Source organism: Aeribacillus pallidus, assembly GCF_050478865.1.
GTDB lineage: Bacteria > Bacillota > Bacilli > Bacillales > JACDOC01 > JACDOC01.
The window spans coordinates 18,084-42,961 of record NZ_JBCNBW010000007.1; the positions used below are offsets into that span (position 1 = coordinate 18,084).

A 24,878-nucleotide genomic window follows, 5' to 3' on the forward strand; every position below is an offset into this window, starting at 1 on the left:
GGCCGAGTGTTCAACACTCGTTATCAAAAGGACAACTTCGGTTGTTCATGAGGTGGCATTTGCGAAAATGTCACGAAGTAGGGTGGTACCGTGAAGCTTTTTCACCCCTGCAACTTCCATTGGGAAGGTGCGTGGGTTGGAAAAGCTTTTTTCATTATGAATTAGAGGAGGGATTGGGGTGAAGTCAGAAATGATGACGGAACCGAAAACAGAGCCGTGGACTGGAGCCCAGCTGTTAATGCAGTGCTTAAAAGAAGAAGGAGTAGAAGTGATTTTTGGGTATCCAGGTGGAGCCGTTTTACCAATCTACGATGCGATTTACGATACGCCAATCAAACATGTTCTGACACGTCATGAGCAAGGGGCCATTCATGCGGCAGAAGGATACGCTCGAGTTTCCGGAAAACCAGGGGTAGTCATTGCGACTTCAGGACCAGGAGCAACCAATTTAGTAACCGGAATTACGGATGCGATGATGGATTCGATTCCATTGGTCGTTTTTACTGGTCAAGTGGCCACGCAGGTCATTGGGACGGATGCCTTCCAAGAAGCAGATATTATGGGAATTACGACTCCGATTACTAAACATAATTATCAAGTTCGAGATGTACATGAATTACCACGGATTGTGAAAGAGGCGTTTCACATCGCTACTACCGGTCGCCCAGGACCAGTTGTCATTGATATTCCAAAAGACATCTCGATTTCTGATGGTGCGGTAGATTTTCAAGGAGACATTTATTTACCTGGTTACCAGCCAACCATTCATCCAAATTTTATGCAACTGAAAAAAGTCATTCATGCCCTTGAAAAAGCGGAAAAACCGGTCTTGCTCGGTGGAGCCGGAGTTCTTCATGCCAAAGGGGCAAACGAATTTGTTGCATTTGCTGAGCGTTGGAATCTTCCTGTGACCACTACATTATTAGGTCTTGGAAGTATTCCAGGAGACCATCCACTCTTTTTAGGAATGGCAGGGATGCACGGTACGTTTGCGGCAAATCGTGCACTGTATGAATGCGATGTGTTAATTAACATTGGTGCACGTTTTGATGATCGATTAACAGGTAACTTAAAACATTTTGCCCCAAAAGCAACGGTTGTCCATATAGATATCGATCCAGCAGAAATAGGGAAAAACGTTCCAACTGCAGTTCCAATTGTGGCCGATGCTAAGGAGACGTTGAAACAACTGTTACAAATGGAAGGTCAGATTCCTTCGTATGACTCATGGCTTAATCATTTAAAAGACTATGAACTTGAATTCCCACTATGGTATGAAGCAAATGAAAATATCTTAATGCCGCAACAGCTTGTGGAACTAGTCCATAAAATTACGAACGGTGAGGCCATCGTTACAACAGATGTCGGTCAACACCAAATGTGGGCCGCCCAATATTTTCGAATGAAGTATCCTCATCGTTGGGTTACTTCCGGTGGTTTAGGAACTATGGGGTTCGGGTTCCCAGCAGCGATTGGAGCACAATTAGCTTCAAAAGAAGCAACGGTTGTGTCGTTAACCGGAGATGGTGGATTTCAAATGACGTTCCAAGAATTAGCTGTTGTAAAAGAAATGAATTTACCGGTTAAAGTTGTCATCTTCAATAACTATTCGTTAGGAATGGTACGCCAATGGCAACAGCTCTTTTATCAAGAACGATACTCCCATTCATTAATTCCAGTACAGCCGGATTTTGTCAAGCTAGCTGATGCCTTCGGTATTAAAGGTTATAGAATTACCAATCCATGTGAAGCAGATTCCATTTTACAAGAGGCGCTTTTATCAGACGAACCGGTAGTCGTTGATTGCCTTGTTAAACGTGATGAAAATGTCTACCCAATGATTGCACCAGGAAAAGGAATTCACGAAATGGTGGGGGTGAAAAGATGAAGCGAATCATCACGGCGTTAGTGAACAATCGAAGTGGCGTCCTTAATCGCGTTACAGGTGTTATGAGTAAACGCCAATTCAATATCGAAAGTATCACGGTTGGGCTAACGGAAACAGACGGTGTTTCACGGATGACGTTTGTCGTTCACGTAGAAGATGATCGGAAGCTGGAACAATTGATTAAGCAGCTAAACAAATTAATTGATGTCTTAAAAGTGTCAGATATTACGGACCAATCCATTGTTGCCCGTGAACTAGCGTTGATAAAAGTGATTAGTAATCCTCAAGTTCGAAGTGAAATTGGTGGCATTATTGAACCATTTCGGGCCTCCATCATTGATGTCAGTCGAGATAGCGTCACGGTCCAAGTAACAGGTGACTCTGAAAAAATTGAGGCCTTAATTGAATTGTTAAAACCGTATGGCATTAAAGAGCTTGCGAGAACGGGTCTTACCGCTTTTCCGCGTGGTTCACAAAAGCCTACTACTCAAGTGAAACAAGTATCTTTAATATAAAAAATTAACTAAAAGGAGTGTTGATCATGGTTAAAGTTTATTATGAAAACGATGTACAAGAATCTGTATTAAAAGGAAAGCAAGTGGCTGTTATCGGCTATGGATCTCAAGGGCATGCCCATGCACAAAACTTACGAGACAATGGTTACAATGTCGTTATCGGTTTAAGAAAAGGGAAATCATGGGACCAAGCCCAAAAAGATGGCTTTCACGTGTATCCAGTACGTGAAGCTGTTCAACAAAGCGATGTAATCATGGTCCTGCTACCTGATGAACATCAACCCAAGGTATATAAAGAAGAAATTGAACCATATTTACAGCCTGGTAAAGCATTAGCATTTGCGCACGGCTTTAATATTCATTATCACCAAATTACTCCACCAGCACATATCGATGTATTTTTAGTGGCACCGAAAGGTCCTGGTCACCTAGTTCGTCGCCAATTTGAAGAAGGAGCAGGGGTGCCTGCATTAGTCGCCGTTTATCAAGATGTGACGGGTGTAGCCAAACCGCTAGCACTTGCTTATGCAAAAGGAATTGGAAGTGCCAGAGCCGGGGTGTTAGAAACAACGTTTAAAGAAGAGACTGAAACCGATCTATTTGGAGAGCAAGCCGTTTTATGCGGAGGCTTAACTTCACTAGTCAAAGCAGGATTTGAAACATTAGTAGAAGCTGGTTACCAGCCAGAAGTGGCTTACTTTGAATGCTTACACGAATTAAAGCTGATTGTTGACTTAATGTACGAAGGTGGACTCGAATACATGCGTTATTCGATTTCAGATACGGCTCAATGGGGTGATTTTGTTTCCGGACCACGCGTTGTAAATCAAGAAACGAAACAACGGATGAAAGAAGTATTAGCAGACATTCAATCAGGTAAATTCGCTAAAGAATGGTTACTCGAAAATCAATTAAATCGTCCACAATTCCATGCGTTGAATGACAGAGAAAAAGACCATCCAATTGAACAAGTGGGACGTGAACTCCGTAAAATGATGCCATTTGTGCGGCGAACGAAAAAGGATGTGGTTGCTCATGCGAAAAATTGATGTCTTCGATACAACGCTACGAGATGGAGAACAAACGGTCGGTGTCAATTTGAATACGGTCGAAAAGCTCGAAATTGCTAAACAGCTTGAACGCCTTGGAGTAGATATTATGGAGGCGGGTTTTCCCGCTTCCTCTAAAGGAGATTTCGAAGCAGTTCAGATGATAGCCAAGACGATCAAACACTCCTCCGTTACTGGATTAGCGCGTTGTTATCAAAAGGATATTGACATAGCTTGGGAAGCGTTAAAGTATTCAGAAGAACCACGTATTCACGTGTTTTTAGCTACATCTCCGATTCATATGAAATACAAGCTACGAAAAACACCTGAAGAAGTGATCGAAACAGCCGTTCAAGCGGTGACTTATGCTAAACGCTTGTTCCCACATGTACAATGGTCTGCGGAGGATGCATGCCGATCAGATTGGAAGTTTCTGGCTAAGGTTATTGAAAAAGTAATTGAAGCAGGGGCGACAGTGATCAATATTCCAGATACAGTAGGCTACATTACCCCGAAAGAATACGGAGCGTTATTTACTTATTTACGTGAAAACGTGAAGAATATCGATCAGGTGAAATTGTCTGCCCATTGTCATGATGATTTAGGATTAGCGGTCACAAATACATTGGCAGCTATCGAGCATGGGGCCCTCCAAATTGAAGGGACCATCAACGGAATTGGTGAGCGTGCAGGGAATGCGGCCATTGAAGAAGTGGCTGTCGCATTAACGATTCGAAAAGACTACTATCAAGCCCAAACAAATCTGAATTTACAAGAAATTAAACGAACGAGTGATCTGGTCAGTAAATTAACAGGGATGATGGTTCCGGCGAATAAAGCGGTTGTTGGAGCTAACGCATTTGCTCACGAATCAGGCATTCATCAAGACGGTGTCTTAAAAGAAAAATTAACCTATGAAATTATCACACCAGAAATGGTTGGAGTTTCATCCAATCGAATCGTTCTTGGCAAACATTCTGGTCGACACGCATTTAAAGAAAAAGCGTTGGAACTTGGTTTTGATTTAACAGAAGAGAAATTGAATGCTGCATTTTCCGCATTTAAAGAGTTAGCAGATAAAAAGAAAGAAATAACAGATGATGACTTATTCACTATTTTAACAGATTATCAAACGAAACGGGTAGACGAACCAAAATATGAATTAATGAGTTTACAAGTTCAATATGGACTAAATCATATTCCGACGGCAACCTTACTTATTCAAACACCGAATGGCACGCTTGTACAAGAAGCTGCCACCGGTTCAGGGAGTGTAGAAGCAATTTACAACACGATTGAACGTATGATTCCAGGGGAACTCTCGCTTCAAGACTATCGAATTCATTCCGTTGGAAAAGGTAGAGATGCGCTAGCGGAAGTGTATGTAAAAGTAAAGTATAACGATAAACCTTCAAGCGGCCGCGGGGTGGCTCAAGACGTGTTAGAAGCATCCGCCAAAGCCTATTTAAATGCTGTGAACCGTTGTCGCAATCATTCGGAATTATCAACTTCACCATTATAATATAGGGGGTATTCGTATGGAAAAACATATTGCTGTATTACCTGGAGATGGAGTAGGACCGGAAGTAATGAGTGGAACGGTTAAAGTGCTAAAACGAATCGCCGAACGATTTGGGCATCAATTTCGTTTTCATTATGGCTCCATCGGTGGGGAATCGATTGATCAGTATGGTGTTCCATTAACAAAAGAAACGCTTGAAATGTGTCGAAAATGTGATGCCGTCCTATTAGGGGCGGTTGGAGGACCAAAATGGGATCAACTTCCATCACATAAGCGCCCAGAAAAAGGACTTCTACAATTACGAAAAGAATTGCAACTTTTTGCGAATATTCGTCCCGTAAAAGCCTGTGAAAGCTTATATAACGTGTCTCCATTAAAAAATGAAGTGATTCAAGATGTAGATGTGTTAATCGTTCGAGAACTAACAAGCGGTCTTTATTTTGGGACACCAAAAGGAAGAAGTGGCCAAAACGGAGATGATGTCGTTGATACCTTATATTATCATCGAACAGAAATTGAGCGGGTTGTAAAAAAAGCATTCGAATTAGCAAAATCTCGTCGAAAAAAATTAACATCGGTAGACAAAGCAAACGTTTTGGAATCCAGTCGAATGTGGCGAGAAGTGGTCGAAAAAATGAAACAGCAATTCCCTGAGGTGGAGGTTGAACACCTACTCGTCGATGCAGCAGCGATGAAATTACTTCGTGATCCACGGTCCTTTGATGTAATCGTAACGGAAAATATGTTTGGCGATATTTTAAGTGATGAAGCATCTGTCATTGTTGGGTCGCTCGGTATGCTGCCATCTGCTAGCTTACGAGAGGATCGATTCGGATTGTATGAACCGGTCCATGGTTCTGCTCCAGATATTGCCGGAAAAAATCAAGCCAATCCAATCGGTATGCTTCTTTCAGCAGCGATGATGCTTCGCTACTCTTTTGGCATGACAGAAGAAGCTGATGCGGTCGAAAAAGCGGTAAATGAAGTGCTCACATCTGGAGTAATGACGAGGGATGTCGCTACGTTATCGAACCGTTCCGTTTCAACGTCGGTGATGATTCATCATGTTTTAGATCAACTTGAAGAAGATCATGCAATTGCAGGGATTATGGCGGCCTATGCCTAAAATACATTTTCCTTTAAATAGTTTTTATCACATACATGATTTTGATGTGAGAATGAATGATTTGGTGTAAATGGAAAGGACAATTGTTAGGAGTTAAATGATTTTTTAATCCGACTATAAGGACTTTTCAATTAAAGGGGGGATGAATGAATGCCACAAACGATTATAGAAAAAATTTGGAATCATCATGTGGTCTATCAAGAAGAGGGAAAGCCCGATTTATTATATATTGACCTTCATCTTATTCACGAAGTTACTTCGCCACAAGCGTTTGAAGGGCTTCGGCAAAAAAAGCGACGCGTTCGACGGCCAGATTTAACGTTCGCTACTATGGACCATAACGTCCCGACATTGAACCGTAATGACATTCAAGATGAAATTGCTATGCGACAAATGACAACATTAGAAAAAAACTGTATAGAATTTGACATTCTGTTAGCGGACCTCAATCACCCGGATCAAGGGATTGTCCATGTCATTGGTCCTGAACTTGGATTAACGCAACCAGGTAAAACGATTGTCTGTGGTGATAGCCACACTTCGACACATGGTGCGTTTGGAGCAATCGCCTTTGGTATTGGAACGAGTGAAGTGGAGCACGTGTTAGCGACACAAACACTTTGGCAAAAAAGACCGAAAACGATGGAAGTACGAATTGAAGGAAAGCTTCAGCCAGGGGTGACGGCAAAAGATGTGATATTACATTTCATCGCCACATACGGAACAGATGTTGGGACCGGCTATATTATTGAATATACTGGTGAAGTGATTCGTAATATGAGCATGGAGGAGCGGATGACCATATGCAACATGAGTATCGAAGCTGGTGCTAAAGCTGGTCTCATCTCTCCTGATGAAACAACTATTTCCTATTTATATGGCCGGAAATACGTTCCCAATGATGTTCCGTTTGAAGAATTAGCCAACGAGTGGAAAAGGTGGGCCACCGATCGGGGAGCAACCTACGATCGCACAATTATTATAGATGCATCCACTATTGCGCCACAGGTTACTTGGGGAACCAACCCATCGATGGGGGGACCTATTGATGGGGTAGTCCCATCCCCAGATGATTATTCGACAAAACGTGAACAAGAAGCTGTGGCGAAAGCTCTTTCTTATATGGGCTTACAGCCAGGTACCAACCTATCGGACATTGAGATTCAACATGTGTTTATTGGTTCTTGTACGAATTCTCGTCTTAGTGATTTACAGGAAGCTGCTCGAGTGGTGAGAGGAAGGAAAGTGCACCCGAATGTTCGGGCCATTGTTGTTCCTGGTTCCCAACACGTAAAGCGACAAGCTGAAAAAGAAGGAATTGACCAAATTTTTAAAGAGGCTGGATTTGAATGGCGAGAATCTGGTTGTAGTATGTGCCTAGGAATGAACAATGACCTCGTTCCTCCAGGGGATCGTTGCGCCTCAACGTCTAATCGAAATTTTGAAGGACGACAAGGGGTAGGTGCACGTACACATCTTGTTAGTCCGATCATGGCGGCCGCCGCTGCGATTTATGGACATTTTGTCGATGTACGTACCTTGTTACACGAAGCATCTATTTTATCTTAAGGAGGAGCCGATGAAACCATTTACAACCGTTACCGGAAAAGTATGTCCGCTTGACTACGCTAATGTAGATACCGATCAAATTATTCCGAAACAATTTTTAAAGCGAATTGAACGTACGGGATATGGTCAATATTTATTCTATGATTGGCGTTTTGATCATGATGGAAAGACGCTATCATCCTTTCCATTAAATCAGGAAGCATATAAAGATGCATCCATTTTACTGACAGGTCCAAATTTTGGCTGTGGCTCGTCTAGGGAACATGCCCCGTGGGCGCTATCAGACTTTGGTATCCGTGCGATTATTTCACCGAGCTTTGCAGATATTTTTTATCAAAACTGTCTTAAAAACGGGCTATTACCTATTACATTGGATGAACAAACTGTCGAAAAATTAATGAACAAGGCGAAAGAAGAACCAATCATCATGACAATCCAATTAGAAGAACAACAAATTTTTGTCGATGGATTAACCCCTATTACTTTTACCATCGATCCTTATTGGAAACAGATGTTAGTAAATGGTTGGGATGAAATTCAATTGACATTAAATTATGAATCCTATATTTCTTCATACGAGAACAAATCAACGTTAGGAAGGTGATTCCATTGGGAATTGGTTACGATATTCGCAAATCGTGGAAGCAATGGAGTATGTCGGAAAGGTAGCTCGACGAACGCCTTTAAAACAATCAAGTACGTTAAACCGGTGGACGGGTGCAGATGTATATTTAAAACTAGAAAATTTACAAAAGACCGGTTCTTTTAAACTACGAGGTGCATGGAACAAAATTCGTACATTGTCGGAAGTCGAAGTAGCTCGAGGAATTGTGGCCGCTTCTGCAGGAAACCATGCGCAAGGAGTAGCCTACGCGGCAACCAGTAGAGGATTGAAAGCTACTATTTATATGCCCCTCAATACACCGACGAGTAAAATCGATGCAACGAAATCATATGGTGCCAACATTGCCTTGGTAGGAGAATCGTACCAAGAAGCATATGAAGCTGCGAAAGGTGAACAGCAAGCGAAAGGGGCTACTTTTGTTCATGCGTTTGATGATCCGCTCGTCATGGCCGGACAAGGAACAGTTGCAATGGAAATTATGCAACAATGTGCAGATTTAGATACGATTTTAGTCCCTGTCGGAGGAGGAGGATTAATTGCCGGTACAGCCATTGCCGTAAAAGAACTTCAGCCACACGTAGAGGTGATTGGTATTCAATCAGCTGGTGCTCCGTCCTCCTATAACCGTTTTAAAGGAAAGGGAAATCGAAAAATTGTTTCTGTTCATTCTATTGCGGATGGCATTTCGGTGAAAGAACCTGGAACTCTAACGTATCCGATCATTCATCGATATGTTGACGATATGATGACGGTGACTGATGAAGAAATTGCTTTCTCTATCGTTTTTATGTTAGAACGTGAAAAAATGTTGGTTGAAGGAGCAGGTGCTGCCGCATTGGCTGCTCTTTTATGTAAGAGTCACCGTTTTCAAGGGAAGAAGGTAGGGATTATCATAAGCGGAGGAAATACCGATATTGAAAAGCTAACAATGTTTAAAAATTTAGCGAATAAAGTGGAACCAACTCGAAAATATGGATAAACAATTAGAAGACCCATTTCCCACCATTGGAAATGGGTCTTTACTATTCAAAGAAAATTTGAACGTATTGGATAACTTATATATAAACGAAATCATTTTTTATCGGTCTAATAATAATGGTTCTTGTAATAAACGACTTGCTTTTATATTTTCAACGGCTTGTTGTAGGCGTTCTTTTGGTTGAACTAAAGCGATACGAACATATCCTTCACCTGTTGGCCCAAAAGCATGCCCTGGAGTAACCACTACATGCGCTTTGTCCATCAAAGCATAGACAAATTCCATGGTATTCCAACCGGTAGGAACCTTCGCCCAAACAAACATCCCACCTTGTGGGGAATCGACGTGCCATCCGAGGGAATGGAGGCCTTGAACAAAAATGTCTCTCCGTTCTTGGTATATTCGCCGTGTGTTTTCACAAAACTCATCACCATGTAACAGAGCTTCAATGGCCGCTTGTTGAATCGGTAAAAAGACGCCGTAATCTAGATTCGATTTTAACCGAAGGATCGCTTGGATAATGTCGGCATTTCCCACCACGTACCCGATACGACAGCCAGCCAAACTGAAACTTTTAGAAAGCGAGTTAACTTCAATACCCACGTCTTTTGCTCCAGGGATAGATAAAAAACTTATTGGTTGTTGACCATCAAAGTAAAATTCGCCATAAGCAAAATCGTGTACGACAATGATGTTGTATGTTCGGGCAAACTGGATGACTTCTTCAAAAAAGTCTTTCGATGCCATGGCCGGTATTGGGTTCCCTGGATAATTCAAAATCATTAATGAAGCTTTATGGGCAACCTCTTCAGGGATCAGTGATAGATCTGGTAAAAACTGATTTTCTTTTAAAAGAGGCATAAAATATGGTATAGCACCTGCCATGGCGATTCCAGTAGCATAGGCTGTATATCCTGGATCAGGAACAAGTATGTAATCATCAGGATCAGCAAAAACCATCGGAATATGTACGAGTGCATCTTGGGAACCCATCGATAACAATACTTCAGAATTCGGATCCACGTCTATTTGATATTTCCGATGATAGTATTGGGAAACAGCATCAAAAAATGGTTGAATTCCTGTCAACGTATACCCATATTGCGTATCATCTTTTGTTAAATCAGATAATACACTTTTTACAAGAGGAGATGGCGGTAAATCGGGACTACCAATACTTAAATCAATCATATCTACCCCATCTCTCAATCTTTTCTTTTTATATTCCACTAACTCATTAAAGATGGAAGGTTGAAATCGTTCCATGCGTTTCGATAATCGAATACGACTCATGTTCGTACCTCCATTTCGTTGATGGATGAATGATATTTTTAGTAGTTTATCATATTTTGTAAAAGGTAGTGAAGATACAAATGATACATATGAAGTCCATAAATATAAATTGATCTTCGTTTTGGTGAATAAATAATTTTATTGTCTGTTGATATCAGAAATATAAAAATATTCACAAATTTAGAAGGAGTTTGTCTGAATTTGTGGAATAAAACAATGATGAAAGCGTTTTAATTAGATGGATGTATGTTTCAATAATTATCCAAATATATTGAACTGTATGCATATCTTACATTTGGAGGGAATTGAATGATTGGTATAAGTAAGTATAGTTACCTTCTTCCAACCTTCCGACTCCCATTTCAACAGATGGATGAATTTTTCGGGTCGAAAGGGAGGAAGGGGTGGAAATACGTGGCGTCTTTCGATGAAGACAGTGTAACTCTTGCCACGGAATCCGCAAAACGATTGTTAGGACCGGAAGGAGAAAAAGGGATAGATGCGTTATTTTTTGCATCAACAACCGTTCCTTATAGTGAAGGGCTACACGCGAATATTTTGGTCAAAGCGTTACAGCAATCGCCCCATATCCAAACGGCTGATTTTGCCCATAGCTTAAAGTCTTCCACTGCCGCACTTTATACTGCTTTTCAGATTCTTCGAGGTGAGAATGACAAGAAAGTATTAGTAACCGCTAGTGATTGCCGAGTAGGTAAAATAAATAGTTTAGAAGAAAAAGAGTTCTCCGATGGAGCGGTCTCTTTTTTAATGGAATCTGGAGAAGGGGTAGCGGTCGAACTTTTACATACGTATCAGTTGCAAGACCGAGACTTTTTCCAATGGAGAAAAGGAAATCATGTATATGTTCAACGATGGGAAGAACGTTTTGGCCAATACGTTTCCTCTCAACTTGTCCGACAAGCAGTAGCAGAATTTGAACAACAAACAAACATGTCACTTCACCACGCTAACCACATCATTGTTTCAGCCCCAACATTGAAACTACAGCAGCAACTCGAAAAACAACTTCGTATTCCTAAACAGCAACTTATGTATAAAGAGAATTTAGTTCTTGGTCATTTTGGATCAGCAAATGGTCCATTGTTGTTTTCACTTGCTCTGGAACAAGCGAAAAAAGGAGAAACAATCATTTGGATTCAAGTAGGGGATGGATGTGATATTTTCGCTTTTGAAGTGCATAAAGAAATAACACCTAATGGAATGAATCGTACCGTTTTACAAGATGAACGCTATTTTAAAGAAGTATCTTACGGTCAATTTTTAAAATGGAGAGAGCTTATTTCAGTTGATAAAGGAAGAAGACCTGATGCACCTATTCCCTCTGCACCGGCTTTAAAACGAAACGAAGAAAAGGTGTATTCATTAGTTGGTTCAAAATGTCAAACCTGTGGACAAGTGAGTTATCCAAAACAACGCATTTGTAGCCATTGTTTTTCTAAAGACAAAATTGAACCCTATTCTTTTTACGGAAAGGATGGAACCATTCGCACGTATACCATTGACTACTTAGCAAGTTCACCTTCTCAACCAACGGTTTTTGCTGTGGTGGATATCGATGGAGGAGGGCGGATGTTGCTTCAATTAACTGATTGTGATCCTCATGAAGTCGAAATTGGAAGAAAAGTGACATTTACATTTCGACGTCTTTATGAAGCCGGTGGAATTATTAACTATTATTGGAAAGGAACATTAAAGCGGGGTGACAGAGTTGAAAAAATCGATACATGATCAAGTAGCCATTATTGGGATGGGGTGTACATCTTTTGGTGAGCATTGGGAGAAGAGTACGGATGACTTAATTATTGAAGCGGCAGCTGAAGCGATTGAATGTGCAGGCATAGAACCTTCTCATATTGATGCTGCCTGGATTGGAACGATGGATTCAGGATATGCAGGTATGACGTTGGCCACCCCATTAAAAACCGACTATTTACCTGTCACCCGAGTGGAAAACATGTGTGCGACTGGTTCAGAAGCATTTCGAAATGCTTGCTATGCCGTGGCAGCTGGGGCTTACGATGTGGCGTTAGTAGTAGGAGTTGAAAAGCTAAAAGATTCTGGTTATAGCGGTTTAGTTATTAATAGTCAGCCTGGTGATGGGACCTTTCCAAATATTACAGCACCAGGAGCGTTTGCACTGTTGGCCCCGCCCTATTTTCAAAAATATGGACTTGAGAAGAAACAAGGAAAAGAGGTATTGGCCAGGGTTGCCTGGAAGAACCACCAAAATGGAGCGAAAAATCCAAAAGCACAGTTTCAAAAAGAAGTTCCAATAGAAACCATTTTAAAAGCTCCTCTAGTGGCCGACCCATTAGGTGTGTTTGACTGCTCAGGAGTAGCAGATGGCGCTGCAGCGGCTATTGTCGTTCGAACCGAAGATGTAAACAAATTTAGCGGACGACCGATGTACGTCAAAGCATTGTCTGTAGCGGTAGGAAATGGGAATGGTCTTTTACAGTCCGATTATGATTTTACATATATTCGCGAAAATCAAAAAGCAGCAGCTGAAGCCTATCGACAAGCTGGAATTACAAACCCTTTGAAAGAGTTAGATTTAGCAGAAGTTCATGACTGTTTTACCCCAACTGAATTGGTGATTTGCGAAGATTTAGGTTTTAGTGAACGTGGGGAAGGATGGAAAGATGTCCTTAATGGAAAATTTGATTTAAATGGTGTTTTACCTGTCAATCCAGATGGAGGGTTAAAATCGTTTGGACATCCAATTGGTGCGAGCGGTCTAAGAATGCTTTACGAAGTATATTTACAATTTTTTGAACGTGCAGGTAATCGCCAGTTACCTAATCCGAAATTAGGACTTACACATAATTTAGGTGGATACCCATGGCAATGTGTGTCTTTTATTTCAATTGTTGGAAAAGAGTTGACGTAAAGGAGGAAAATGATGGCACATCCTTATTTAACAGAAGAACATGAAATGTTTCGGAAAGCATTTCGGTCTTTTTTAAAAAAGGAAGCAGAACCGTTTTACGAACAATGGGAAGAACAACAATGGATTCCACGGTCTTTTTGGGAAAAGCTTGGGGAGTATGGTTATTTATGCCCCCAAGTAGACGAAAAGTACGGTGGAAGTGGAGCCGATTTCGGTTATTCGGTTGTCATCAATGAAGAACTGGAACGGATTGGTTCAAGCCTTGTAGGAGTTGGGCTCCATAACGATATCGTCGTTCCATATATTGAATCCTATGGTACTGAAGAACAAAAGAAAAAATGGCTCCCCAAATGTGTAACTGGAGAAATAATTACTGCTATCGCCATGACGGAACCAGGGGCAGGATCGGATTTAGCCAACATTCAATCAACCGCGGTAAAAGATGGCGATGAATACATTATTAACGGTCAAAAAACGTTCATCACGAATGGAATTCATGCCGATTTAGTCCTTGTGGCTTGTAAAACAGACCCAGGAGCTATTCCGAAACATAAAGGCATTAGTTTAATTGTGGTCGAAGCGAACACACCAGGTTTTTCAAAAGGGCAAAAATTAAAAAAGGTTGGTCTTCATGCCCAAGACACGGCTGAACTTTTTTTTGATGAATGCCGCGTGCCACAAACCAATTTACTAGGAAAAGAAGGGGAAGGGTTTCGCTATCTAATGGAAAAGCTGCAGCAAGAGCGTCTCGTCGTGGCAATCAATGCCCAAGTTGCTGCAGAAGAGATGTTTGAGTTGACGTTAGAATATACGAAACAACGAAAAGCGTTCGGACGCTCAATCTCCTCCTTTCAGTCAATTCAGTTCGAACTTGTCGAAATGAAAACGGAAATTGAAATTGGACGGACGTTTTTAGACCAACTTATTGCTGAACATATGGAAGGGAAAGATGTAGTGGCCAAGGTGTCAATGGCAAAATGGTGGATTACTGAATTAGCTAAAAAAGTAGCTTCTAAATGTATGCAACTACATGGCGGTTACGGATATATGGAAGAATACAAGATTGCAAGAAGATATCGCGATATACCTGTGGCTGCCATTTATGCTGGGACGAATGAAATAATGAAAACAATTATCGCTAAAAAATTAGGTTTATAGGATAAATAAAGGAGGGTAGACAGTGAAGGCAGCGACAACCAAAACGTTATATACCTTTGATTATACAATCGAACGTGGAAAAATTCGGGAATTTGCTCAAGCAATTGGGGATCCAAATCCAATTTACCACGATATCGAACGAGCAAAAGAAGAAGGATTCAAAGATATCCCCATCCCTCCGACATTTCCGACGGTCATGGAAATGTGGGGAGGCTTGGATTTTGATGGACTTATTCGTTTGCTTCAATTAGACCCATTACGTGTCCTCCATGGTGAACAAAGTTACGAATATCTTCAAGATGTTTGTGCGAATGAAACGTTACATGCAACCCTCCACTTAAAACAAACCATTGACAAACCGACGATGAAAATTTTTGTGTTGGAAACGACGTATAAAAACGAACAAGGAGAAACGGTTTTAATCGGTACGTCAACGGTTTTAGAACGAAAAGGAGGCGATAAACGTGACTGAACTTCATCAATTGTCACCGATTACAAAAGACCGACTCACTCATACCCAACTAGTGAAATACGCTGGGGCTTCGGGGGATTTTAACCCTATCCATACGGTCGTTCCGATTGCCAAACAAGCAGGATTTCCTGATGTTATCGCTCATGGCATGTATGTCATGGGGATAGCCGGTGAAGCGATTACCACCTGGTTTCCACGAAAGACGCTTCGTAAATTCAACGTCCGTTTTAAACGAATCACTTATCCTGGAGAAACGTTAACCGTTCAGGGTCAACTTACTGATAACAAGCTAGTAAACGGTGAAACTAGATTAGTAGGAAAAATCCAAGTGGTGAACCAAGAAGAAGAAATCAAATTAGAAGGATGGTTCGAAGTCGAAAAAGTAGAGGAGGAAGCTACATGTTAACGGATCAAGTAGCGATTATTACAGGTGCTGGACGAGGAGTTGGAAAAGCGACTGCATTACAAATGGCAGCTAATGGGGCCTGTGTCATTGTGTCAGATAAAGATCCGGAACCAGTTGATGAAGTAGTTCAAGAGATACGAAATCAAGGAGGCTCGGCTTACGCCTTTGTAGGAGATGTGACGGCAAAAGAATTTGCGGAATCGATCATCGATTTTACCATCCAACAATGTGGACAACTAGATATTTTAGTGAACAATGCTGGATATACGTGGGATGGGATGATCCATAAAATGAGTGATGAACAGTTTCAAGCAATGTTAGACATTCATTTAATTGCCCCTTTCCGGTTGATTCGGGCGGCAGCTCCATATATGCGAGAAGCCGGCAAGAAAGATATCGAAAACGGAAAAACGACCTATCGAAAAATTGTCAACGTTTCATCTGTCGCAGGAGTGATGGGAAACGTTGGACAAGCAAACTATGCTTCAGCAAAAGCGGGGCTTATCGGTTTGACGAAAACCGTTGCTCGGGAATGGGGACCGTTTAATGTGAACTGTAATGCGGTGGCCTTCGGTTTAATTGATACACGACTAACACAAGCAAAAGAAAAAGGCGAAACAGTTAACGGAGTGTCAATCGGAATTCCAGAAAAAGTTCGATCGATGTTTGAACAATCGATTCCACAAAAAAGAGGAGGAACCGTCGAAGAAGCAGCAGCAGGTATTTTTTATCTATCTTCCCCATTATCTAACTATGTGAATGGCCACGTTCTTCACATTAATGGTGGCTGGTATACATGATGTTAAAAGGAGTTCGTATACTAGACTTTTCCACTTATTTACCTGGACCATATGCTGCATTACGGTTAGCTGATATGGGGGCAGAAGTGATTAAAATAGAGCCCCCAACTGGGGACCCTGCGAGGTCGTTAGCTGGTGGTTATGTGTTTACAGCTAATAATCGGAACAAACAAAGTGTAACCATTGATTTTCGAAACAAAGACGATAGGAAGAAATTATTATCACTTATTCCCACGGCCGATATCATCATTGAGAGCTTCCGTCCAGGTGTGATGGAAAAATGGGGGCTTCATTATGACCGTGTAAAAGCGTTGAATCACCATATTATTTACTGTTCCATAACAGGGTACGGTCAAGATAATTCAAATCGTCACTTAGGTAGTCATGATTTAAACTACTTATCACTATCCGGTCTGTTATTACAATTGAAAAATGAAAACGGGAAACCGGTACACCCGACCTTTCCACTAGCTGATTATTTGGGTTCGTTAGTAGCTTGTGAGCGAATCATCGCTGCCCTTTATGAACGAGAACGAACGGGTATGGGGAGTTACTTAGATATTTCCATTTTAGACAGTGTTCTGTCATTATTAGGTACACACATCGCCTTTTATGAAGAATTACACCGTACGAACGGAATCCCATTTATCGACGGTTCGATCGTTTCTTATGGAATTTACGAAACGAAAGATGGACGATATGTTTCATTAGCTGCATTAGAAGAAAAGTTTTGGAAAAATTTCTGTGAGGCTATTAATAAACCGGAATGGATTCCTTATCATTTGTCTGTACGAACAGAAAAAAATCCTATTTATATTGAAATAAAAAATGTGTTTGCATCCCGATCTTGGGAAGAGTGGTTACAATTTTCTACGTCTGTTGATTGTTGCTTAACTCCAATTTTTGACCTCCCAGATGTACTTCAACATTCTTACCTTTATGAACGTCAACTGGTAGAACAAACATCAAACGGTAGAACCGTCATGAAAACGCACCGTCATGCTCAATATAAACCCGCACCAAAATTAAATCAAAATAAATTGTCATTCCATTTATTAAGGGAGGATGAATCCAAATGATGAACACCCCATTAATTTTAACATCTTTCATTCAACGTGCTGAAAGGTATTTTCCTAACAAAATGATTATATCGAGAACGCATGACAAGATTCACCGCTTGACGTATCGGGAATATATAAAACGTACACGGAAATTGGCAAGTGCCCTCACTTCCCTAGGAATGAAGGAAGGAGACAAGATTGGTACTTTTGCGTGGAATCATCATCGCCATTTAGAAGCGTATTTTGCTGTTCCTTGTAGTGGTGCGGTCCTTCATATGATTAATATTCGTCTTTCCCCAGAACACATTGCTTATGTCATTAATCATGCCGAAGATAAGTTGCTTCTTGTGGATGAAGACTTAGTTCCACTAATCGAACAAATCCAAGACAGACTTTCAACGGTTGAGGCTTACATTATCATGACTGATAAAGAGGAGCTTCCAAAGACAAAGTTACATCCAGCCTATTCTTATGAGGAACTTTTGAAAAAAGGGGACGAAACATACGCCTTTCGGGACGACTTAGATGAAGAGACTCCTGCAGGAATGTGCTATACATCAGCAACCACAGGTAATCCAAAAGGAGTGGTATATAGCCATCGAGGCATTTATTTACACAGCATGGCGTTAGGTTTAGCCGATTCTGTAGCCCTTACGGAAAAAGATGTCGTCATGCCTGTAGTTCCGATGTTCCATGCGAATGCTTGGGGATTGCCGTTTGCCTCCGTATGGTTTGGAGCTACTCAAGTGTTCCCAGGACCACAAATGACACCTGCGATTATCGCTCAAATGATCCAAGACGAAAAAGTGACAATGACTGCTGGTGTTCCGACCATTTGGCTTGCGCTCCTTCAAACGTTGGAAAAGGAAAAATACGATATTTCTAGTTTACGAGGAATTGTATGTGGCGGTTCGGCTGCGCCTATTGGCGTTATCAAAGCGTTTGAAGAAAAATACAAGGTGCCATTTATCCATGGGTATGGGATGACCGAAACAAGCCCAATCGTTACGTTGTCAACCATTACGAGTGAAATGGAACAAGTGAAAGGTGAAGATCGATTCCGCTTATTATCGATGCAAGGGCTAGTCGTTCCAGGATTAGAGATAAAAGTCGTTAATGAACAAGGGGAAGTGCCTTGGGACGGAAAAACAATGGGGGACCTTATTGTACGAGGTCCTTGGATCGCAAACGAATATTACAAAGATGAACGGACAGAAGAAGCGTTCCGGGACGGTTGGTTATACACTGGCGATATCGCTACCATTAATGAATACGGTTATATCAAAATTACGGACCGAACAAAAGATTTAATCAAAAGCGGAGGAGAGTGGATTTCTTCTGTCGACTTAGAAAACGCTCTCATGTCCCATGAAGCGGTTTATGAAGCAGCGGTTATTGCTGTGCCGCATGAAAAATGGCAAGAACGACCATTAGCGTGTGTCGTCTTAAAAGATGAGTATAAATCAACGATTACAAAGGAAGATTTACTCCAGTACTTACAACCGCAATTTACGAAATGGTGGCTTCCTGATGACATCATCTTTATAGACGAAATTCCGAAAACTTCGGTCGGAAAATTGTTGAAACGTGCCCTACGTGAACAATATCAAGATTATTATTATTCCGTTTCTGAATAATTAATGAATATAAGAAGGGGGAATACGATGTATCCAACGATTGCCACATTGTTTGACCAAACAGTCCTTAAATATCCCAAAAAAGAAGCATTAGTTGATGTCACGAACAACCGAAGATGGACGTATGAACAGTGGCAAGATGATGTTCACCGGGTGGCTCATGCTTTGCTTGATGCTGGGGTTAAAAAAGGAGATCGTGTGTCAACGTTCTTGTTTAATGGAAGTGAATTTGCCACGACGTATTTTGCTTGTGCGAAAATTGGTGCTGTTATCAATCCGATCAACTTTCGCTTAAAGCCGAAAGAAGTAGCTTATATTTTACAAGACGCCCAACCTAAAATCGTTTTATTTGAACAGCCTTTAAAACCCGTAATTGATGCTATCTATGAAGAGTTTCCACACATTCAGTTTTGGTATATTCATCCAGATGCTCCTTCCTATGCGAAAAGTTATCATGAACTAATCTCCCTTTATCCAACTGAGGCTCCGAACGTATCGGTACAGGAAACAGATTTGTACGCGATTATGTATACAAGCGGAACGACTGGACACCCCAAAGGGGTTATGCATCGCCATCGCGATATGGTCGAACAAAGTTTAATTTGTTTAGCGGCATTGAAATTATCACCAGAAGACCGAGGTCTTGTCACTGCCCCAATGTTCCATTGTGCTGAACTTCATTGCTGTTTTCTTCCACGAGTTCAAGTAGGCGCATGTAATGTCGTTATGCATCATTTTGATCCAAAGCTAGTCCTGCAAACAATTCAAAACGAACGGATTACCATTTTCTTTGGTGCCCCAACGATGTGGAATATGCTCCTCCAAGAGGATATTCATACGGAAAACATTTCTTCCTTACGCCTAGGACTATACGGAGCAGCTCCGATGGCACCTGTACTTGTAAAAGCGATTAAAGAACGTTTAGGAATTGATTTAGTTCAAGCATATGGTCAAACAGAAATGGGACCTGCAGTTACATTTTTAAGTGAAACTGAACAACTTTCAAAAGCTGGTTCTGCCGGAAAAGCTTGTTTCAATCACGAAATTCGTATTGTTCGTCTAAGAGAAGATGGGCCAAGTGAACCGGATGATGTGCTTCCACCTGGCGAAGTAGGGGAAATTCTCGTCCGTGGTTCTTGTACGATGGTTGGCTACTACAACATGCCAGAAGCCACGGAAAAAGCACTATATAAAGGTTGGTATCATTCCGGTGATTTAGGATACATGGATGCTGATGGTTACGTTTACATTGCGGATCGGGTGGACGATATGATTATTAGTGGAGGGGAAAATATTTATCCTCGCGAAGTTGAAGACGTGTTATACGAACATCCAAATGTACTAGAGGTAGCGGTCTTAGGGGAACCGCATGAAAAATGGGGTGAACAAGTAACGGCTATCGTCGTTCCGAAACACGAAGGACTAACCGCTGAAGAACTCGATGAATTTTGTAAAAACAGCGAGCGTCTAGCGGACTATAAACGCCCAAGAAATTATGTATTTGTCAAACAATTACCTCGAAATGCGAGCGGGAAAATTCAAAAGTTTCTCCTTCGGAAGCAATTAAATGAGCAAAAACCGCTCCATTCATTCGAATGAGCCAGTCACCTTCTGACTGGCTTTCTTTAATGGAAAAATATCCTATTTTATGATACTCTCAAATTATTAAACAAAAATCCTATATACGAATGATAAGGGCAGTGCTATACTAATGCACATACATATTTTTCTAACTTCGATGAGGTTTCAGCAAGGAGGGGAAGGTATGGGATCGATTCGTTCATCCCTGTGGACGTTAAAAAGTTTTTATTTGTTATCGTTTTTTGGTGTAGGAAGCTTACTTCCGCTTCTAAGTGTATATTTAAGTGAAGTGGAAGGATTGAACGGTTATCAAATTGGAATCATTATGTCGATGACACCGATTGTGACGATTTTCTTTCAACCCGTTTGGGGTATCGTTAGTGATGTGACAAAAGCTCCGACATTGGTATTGTTTTGGACTTCTCTACTGGCGGGAATAGCAGGATTAACGTTTTTATGGACGCATGATTACATGTTATTTGTCCTTATTGCTTTTTTTGTTGCATTATTTCAAAGCGCGATTGTCCCGATTTCTGATAGTATTTCTATTCAATTTGCCCACCGAACAAACGTGAAATATGGAAGCATTCGCTTGTATGGTTCTTTAGGATTTGGGTTAGCGGTATTTTTCATGGGTCGACTAGCCGAAACAACTATTGGATTATCGGTTATTTTTTATGCTTTTTTTATTTCTTTAGCGATTTCAGCTGTGATTGCCCGCTTTGCCCCAAAAGAAACATCAGCAAAACGGGGGAAAATTACGGCGGGAATGAAAGAACTCCTAAACCAAAAAAAGTTTTCCTTGTTTCTTCTTATTACCTTCTTACTCTTTGGACCTAATTTGGCAAACAACTTTTATTTTGGTTTATTTGTCGAAGACCGTGGGGGGACGTTTACCGGTATTGGTATTGCTTTCCTAATTGCGGTATTATCAGAAATTCCATTTATGAAAGTTTCTGGTTCATGGATTATGCGCTGGGGTCTTTTACCCATTGTTCTTGTGTCCGGTTTTATATCTATGATCCGATGGTTTTTATACTTTACGGAACCAAGTCTTACGGTTATTTATTTGTCAGCTGTACTACAAGGATTTTCTCTTGGATTATTTATTCCTGCCGGTCTCCAATATATTCGAGAAATTACTCCAGCTCATATTGCCACCACAGGTGTTACTCTTTATTCAGCAATTGGAAACGGGTGTGGGAACTGGTTTAGTACGTTTTTAGCCGGTATTATTTTTGAACAATTTCATATTTATATGGTTTATTTCTTTTTTGGAATTTTAACGCTAGTTAGTGTTTTATTAACGGTTTACCTTATTCGGTTAGAACGTCAAAGTCAAAAAAGAATATCAAAGGTGGCTCTTGTATCCAAAAAATAACAACTACAGACGAGGAATTATTTATAAGATTTGTCCTTTTGGAGGAGAGATGAAACATTGTGGAAAGGACTGCGTGGTCTACTCATTCTCGTACTTTTTTTTGAGGGGGGAAAATGGTTTGCTCATGCTCTACAACTACCTGTACCTGGTAGTATCATCGGGATGATGTTGTTCTTTTTACTCATGGAATCAGGAATTATTTCTGTTCATTGGGTGGAAGAGATGGCTCAATATCTATTAAAACATTTATCCTTTTTCTTTCTCCCAATAACAATTGGCATTATGAGTATGGGAGATTTATTAGTAAGTAAAGGATGGAAGCTACTTCTCATTTTAATGATCAGTACTTTTTTTGGATTTATCGCATGCGGATGGACGGTGCAATGGTTCGTTCGAAAAAAGGGGAGGAGTATGGATGGACAATCAGCTCAGCGCTACCATTCTTAGTCTTCTTATTACCATTTTCGCTTATAGATTCTCTCGCTGGCTTGGGAGAAAAACAAACCATCCTTTATTTACTCCGATTTTACCCGCAACGATCATTGCTATATGGATGTTAACTACTTTGGAGATTTCTTATGAAGAGTACGAGTGGGCATACAAAGGAATTACGTATTTATTAGGACCCGCTACAGTTGCCTTGGCTGTTCCATTATACCACCATTGGCCAACGATTCGAAAATACTTTCTTCCTTCACTAATAGGAATCATTGTTGGAAGTACGGTCACATTACTGGCCGCGATTACTTTGGCCCATCTTTTGGGAGTGGAACAAGAGCTCTCCTTACCGCTTTTACTCAAATCGATAACGACACCTGTTGCAGTGGAAGTTGGTAAAATCATTCATCTAAATCCAACCCTTATTGCTTTTTATGTGACTGTAACCGGGATGACAGGTGCGGTTTTTGGGGGATGGTGGATGAAATGGGCAAGAATTACCGATCCGCTCGCTCGAGGACTCTCTTTTGGAACGATCTCTCACGGGATTGGAACGAGCGAAGCGGTAAAAGAAGGGGAATTACAAGGAGCTGTATCGGCTGTGTCGATGGGAGTAGCTGCTGTCTTAACTGCCTGTTTGATACCCGTTATCATTTCTTTCATTAATAGTTAAGGAAAGGAAAGATTAAAAATGTCGGTCACAACAAAAAAATTAGCCGCACCGTCTGTACTTCCTGTTTACGGGATTTTATTTGCCATCAGTTCCGGTCATTTTATCAATGATACGCTCCAAGCAGTTGTACCAGCGATGTTTCCGATATTAGAAAAAGAATTACAATTAACGTACACAGAAATTGGTTGGATTGCGTTTATGTTGAATATGACATCATCCGTTTTGCAGCCCGTATTTGGATATTTTGCCGATAGAAAACCGAGCCCGTTTTTATTACCAATAGCCATGTTGTTCAGTATGATAGGCGTATTAGGGTATGCGATGTTTCAGCATTTTTTATTTTTATTACTTGCCGTGATGTTTATTGGAATGGGATCAGCCATTTTTCATCCAGAAGGTTCACGGGTTGCTTATATGGCAGCGGGGAATCGGCGTGGTTTTGCCCAATCGATTTACCAAGTAGGAGGAAATACGGGCCAATCGTTAGCACCGATCATTACTGCGTTCATCCTTGTTCCATTGGGGCAAAAAGGGGCTGCTCTTTTCATGCTTGTAGCTTTGCTAGGTGCTATTATTTTGTACCGTGTTTCTTTATGGTACCGTAAACAAACCATGCATAGTAGAATAAAGCCGAAACATCAAACTTCAAAAACACGATTAAGCCATATTCCGCATCCGGTTAAAGGAGCAATTGCCTTATTGATTTTTCTTGTATTTGTCCGTTCTTGGTATGGTGCGGCGATATCAAACTTTTATCAATTTTACTTAATTGAAGATTACGGGTTATCAATACGAGAGGCACAAATTTACGTATTTATATTTATGTTCGCGAGTGTGATCGGTACGTTTATCGGCGGTCCGATAGCCGATCGAATTGGAAAACGTACTGTGATATTCGGGTCATTATTAGGTGGGGCTCCATTTGCCCTTATGTTACCTCACGTACCGTTAATTGGGGTTATTCCCATTGTGTTTTTATTAGGAATTATCTTGTTTTCAAGTTTTAGTGTCACCGTTGTTTACGCACAAGAGTTGGTCCCGAGAAATGTTGGGATGGTGTCAGGATTAATTGTTGGATTAGCGTTTGGTATGGGGGCCATTGGAGCAGTGTTCTTTGGTGGAATGGCCGATGCCTTTAGCATTCGGAGCGTCATGGTTGTTAGTAGCTTTTTACCGTTATTTGGTTTATTGACTTGGCGCCTTCCATCAGATCATACCATCCGTTCGTGGTATCAATAAAATACGGAACGGATTCGCTCAGGAATCCGATCCGTATTTGATTACTTTTTGTTACTTTTAAGCAGAGAAGAAACGGCAAATAAGCGGCTGCCTCCAAGTGTTAAGACAATGGCTAATCCTAAAAGAGCTAAATCAAGCTCGTATCCAGGCATTTGTCCGTTTCCGAAAAATCCTATCGAAAACTTCACCGTAACGATCGCGCCAACCATCACCAAGCCTAGTAGCGCTGCAGAATATTGAACGAATAAACCTAGAATAAGAGCAAGACCAGCGACTGTTTCAACAATGGCAGTAGCATAAGCAAAGAAGCTGGGTAATCCAAAATTTTCTGTAAACATATTGACAACCAAATCCAGCATTTTAAATTTTTGAATCCCGTGCGCTAACATCGTACCCCCTAAAATGAGACGAGCAAGAAATAATCCCCATTCAAGTCGCCGACTCATATTCCATCACTCCTTTAAAAGAATTTGTTTTCACTACCATAAATATGACAGAATCCTTGTTTATAATTATGGGACATTACTGTTAAAAAACGAAAAAAGTCTGCCTTTA

Annotated in this window: 23 protein-coding genes and 1 other annotated feature (1 of these 24 only partly in view); of the genes, 21 read left to right on the forward strand and 2 right to left on the reverse strand. The window is 41.0% G+C overall.

Annotation, left to right across the window (positions count from 1 at the left end; all coding sequences use genetic code 11):
- Positions 1–112, forward strand: a binding site (T-box leader) (it extends 130 nt beyond the left edge of the window).
- Positions 113–190: 78 nt separating this feature from the next.
- From ilvB to ilvA, 8 genes are all read left to right on the forward strand, one after another.
- Positions 191–1,888, forward strand: coding sequence for an acetolactate synthase large subunit (ilvB, locus tag ABES52_RS02365; protein WP_429648637.1), 1,698 nt, complete (start codon positions 191–193; stop codon positions 1,886–1,888).
- A complete protein-coding gene (gene ilvN, locus ABES52_RS02370) occupies positions 1,885–2,403 on the forward strand; it encodes an acetolactate synthase small subunit (protein WP_429648555.1) in 519 nt (172 codons plus the stop codon). Before ilvB ends, ilvN begins: the two co-directional genes overlap by 4 nt.
- A 26-nt stretch (positions 2,404–2,429) precedes the next feature.
- Entirely contained in the window at positions 2,430–3,452 is a 1,023-nt protein-coding gene (gene ilvC, locus ABES52_RS02375) for a ketol-acid reductoisomerase (RefSeq protein ID WP_429648557.1), read from the forward strand.
- Complete coding sequence (locus ABES52_RS02380; protein ID WP_429648559.1) at positions 3,439–4,974, forward strand: 2-isopropylmalate synthase; 1,536 nt, start codon at positions 3,439–3,441, stop codon at positions 4,972–4,974. The genes ilvC and ABES52_RS02380 overlap by 14 nt, the downstream gene beginning before the upstream one ends.
- Before the next feature lie 16 nt (positions 4,975–4,990).
- Positions 4,991–6,100: a 3-isopropylmalate dehydrogenase gene (gene leuB / locus ABES52_RS02385; RefSeq protein ID WP_429648561.1), complete on the forward strand. Its 1,110-nt coding sequence runs from the start codon at positions 4,991–4,993 to the stop codon at positions 6,098–6,100.
- 150 nt (positions 6,101–6,250) lie between these two features.
- The gene (leuC, locus tag ABES52_RS02390) at positions 6,251–7,669 is read left to right on the forward strand and encodes a 3-isopropylmalate dehydratase large subunit (protein ID WP_429648563.1); all 1,419 of its coding nucleotides are present in this window, start codon (positions 6,251–6,253) and stop codon (positions 7,667–7,669) included.
- Positions 7,670–7,679: 10 nt separating this feature from the next.
- Positions 7,680–8,273 carry a 3-isopropylmalate dehydratase small subunit gene (gene leuD, locus ABES52_RS02395; RefSeq protein ID WP_429648565.1) on the forward strand — a complete coding sequence of 198 codons (594 nt, stop codon included), beginning with the start codon at positions 7,680–7,682 and terminating at the stop codon, positions 8,271–8,273.
- A gap of 43 nt (positions 8,274–8,316) precedes the next feature.
- Positions 8,317–9,273, forward strand: coding sequence for a threonine ammonia-lyase (gene ilvA, locus ABES52_RS02400; protein ID WP_429648639.1), 957 nt, complete (start codon positions 8,317–8,319; stop codon positions 9,271–9,273).
- 99 nt (positions 9,274–9,372) lie between these two features.
- Here the strand turns inward: ilvA and ABES52_RS02405 are convergent, their stop codons facing one another.
- A complete protein-coding gene (locus tag ABES52_RS02405) occupies positions 9,373–10,566 on the reverse strand; it encodes an LL-diaminopimelate aminotransferase (RefSeq protein WP_429648567.1) in 1,194 nt (397 codons plus the stop codon).
- Positions 10,567–10,875: 309 nt separating this feature from the next.
- Between ABES52_RS02405 and ABES52_RS02410 the strand changes: the two genes are divergently transcribed.
- The 13 genes from ABES52_RS02410 (at position 10,876) to ABES52_RS02470 (ending at position 24,323) form a co-directional block, all read left to right on the forward strand.
- On the forward strand, positions 10,876–12,315 hold the full coding sequence (locus ABES52_RS02410; RefSeq protein ID WP_429648569.1) for an OB-fold domain-containing protein: 1,440 nt from the start codon (positions 10,876–10,878) through the stop codon (positions 12,313–12,315).
- A complete protein-coding gene (locus ABES52_RS02415; protein ID WP_429648571.1) occupies positions 12,296–13,477 on the forward strand; it encodes an acetyl-CoA acetyltransferase in 1,182 nt (393 codons plus the stop codon). The genes ABES52_RS02410 and ABES52_RS02415 overlap by 20 nt, the downstream gene beginning before the upstream one ends.
- Positions 13,478–13,489: 12 nt before the next feature.
- Positions 13,490–14,635, forward strand: a complete 1,146-nt coding sequence (locus ABES52_RS02420) for an acyl-CoA dehydrogenase family protein (RefSeq protein ID WP_429648573.1) — start codon at positions 13,490–13,492, stop codon at positions 14,633–14,635.
- 22 nt (positions 14,636–14,657) lie between these two features.
- Entirely contained in the window at positions 14,658–15,107 is a 450-nt protein-coding gene (locus tag ABES52_RS02425) for an FAS1-like dehydratase domain-containing protein (protein WP_429648575.1), read from the forward strand.
- Positions 15,100–15,513 (forward strand): MaoC/PaaZ C-terminal domain-containing protein, encoded by a 414-nt coding sequence (locus ABES52_RS02430; RefSeq protein WP_429648577.1) that lies wholly within the window; start codon positions 15,100–15,102, stop codon positions 15,511–15,513. Before ABES52_RS02425 ends, ABES52_RS02430 begins: the two co-directional genes overlap by 8 nt.
- Positions 15,507–16,313, forward strand: coding sequence for an SDR family NAD(P)-dependent oxidoreductase (locus ABES52_RS02435; protein ID WP_429648579.1), 807 nt, complete (start codon positions 15,507–15,509; stop codon positions 16,311–16,313). Before ABES52_RS02430 ends, ABES52_RS02435 begins: the two co-directional genes overlap by 7 nt.
- Positions 16,310–17,392, forward strand: a complete 1,083-nt coding sequence (locus ABES52_RS02440) for a CaiB/BaiF CoA transferase family protein (protein ID WP_429648581.1) — start codon at positions 16,310–16,312, stop codon at positions 17,390–17,392. Before ABES52_RS02435 ends, ABES52_RS02440 begins: the two co-directional genes overlap by 4 nt.
- Entirely contained in the window at positions 17,389–19,011 is a 1,623-nt protein-coding gene (locus ABES52_RS02445) for a long-chain fatty acid--CoA ligase (RefSeq protein ID WP_429648583.1), read from the forward strand. The genes ABES52_RS02440 and ABES52_RS02445 overlap by 4 nt, the downstream gene beginning before the upstream one ends.
- Before the next feature lie 27 nt (positions 19,012–19,038).
- Positions 19,039–20,610: a fatty acid--CoA ligase gene (locus tag ABES52_RS02450; protein ID WP_429648585.1), complete on the forward strand. Its 1,572-nt coding sequence runs from the start codon at positions 19,039–19,041 to the stop codon at positions 20,608–20,610.
- Between the two features lie 166 nt (positions 20,611–20,776).
- On the forward strand, positions 20,777–21,973 hold the full coding sequence (locus ABES52_RS02455; RefSeq protein ID WP_429648587.1) for an MFS transporter: 1,197 nt from the start codon (positions 20,777–20,779) through the stop codon (positions 21,971–21,973).
- A 57-nt stretch (positions 21,974–22,030) separates the two neighbouring features.
- Positions 22,031–22,420: a CidA/LrgA family protein gene (locus ABES52_RS02460; RefSeq protein ID WP_429648589.1), complete on the forward strand. Its 390-nt coding sequence runs from the start codon at positions 22,031–22,033 to the stop codon at positions 22,418–22,420.
- Entirely contained in the window at positions 22,389–23,084 is a 696-nt protein-coding gene (locus tag ABES52_RS02465) for an LrgB family protein (RefSeq protein WP_429648591.1), read from the forward strand. Before ABES52_RS02460 ends, ABES52_RS02465 begins: the two co-directional genes overlap by 32 nt.
- 18 nt (positions 23,085–23,102) lie before the next feature.
- On the forward strand, positions 23,103–24,323 hold the full coding sequence (locus ABES52_RS02470) for an MFS transporter (protein ID WP_429648593.1): 1,221 nt from the start codon (positions 23,103–23,105) through the stop codon (positions 24,321–24,323).
- 41 nt (positions 24,324–24,364) lie between these two features.
- Here the strand turns inward: ABES52_RS02470 and ABES52_RS02475 are convergent, their stop codons facing one another.
- Complete coding sequence (locus ABES52_RS02475; RefSeq protein ID WP_429648595.1) at positions 24,365–24,769, reverse strand: DoxX family protein; 405 nt, start codon at positions 24,767–24,769, stop codon at positions 24,365–24,367.
- Positions 24,770–24,878: the final 109 nt, after the last annotated feature.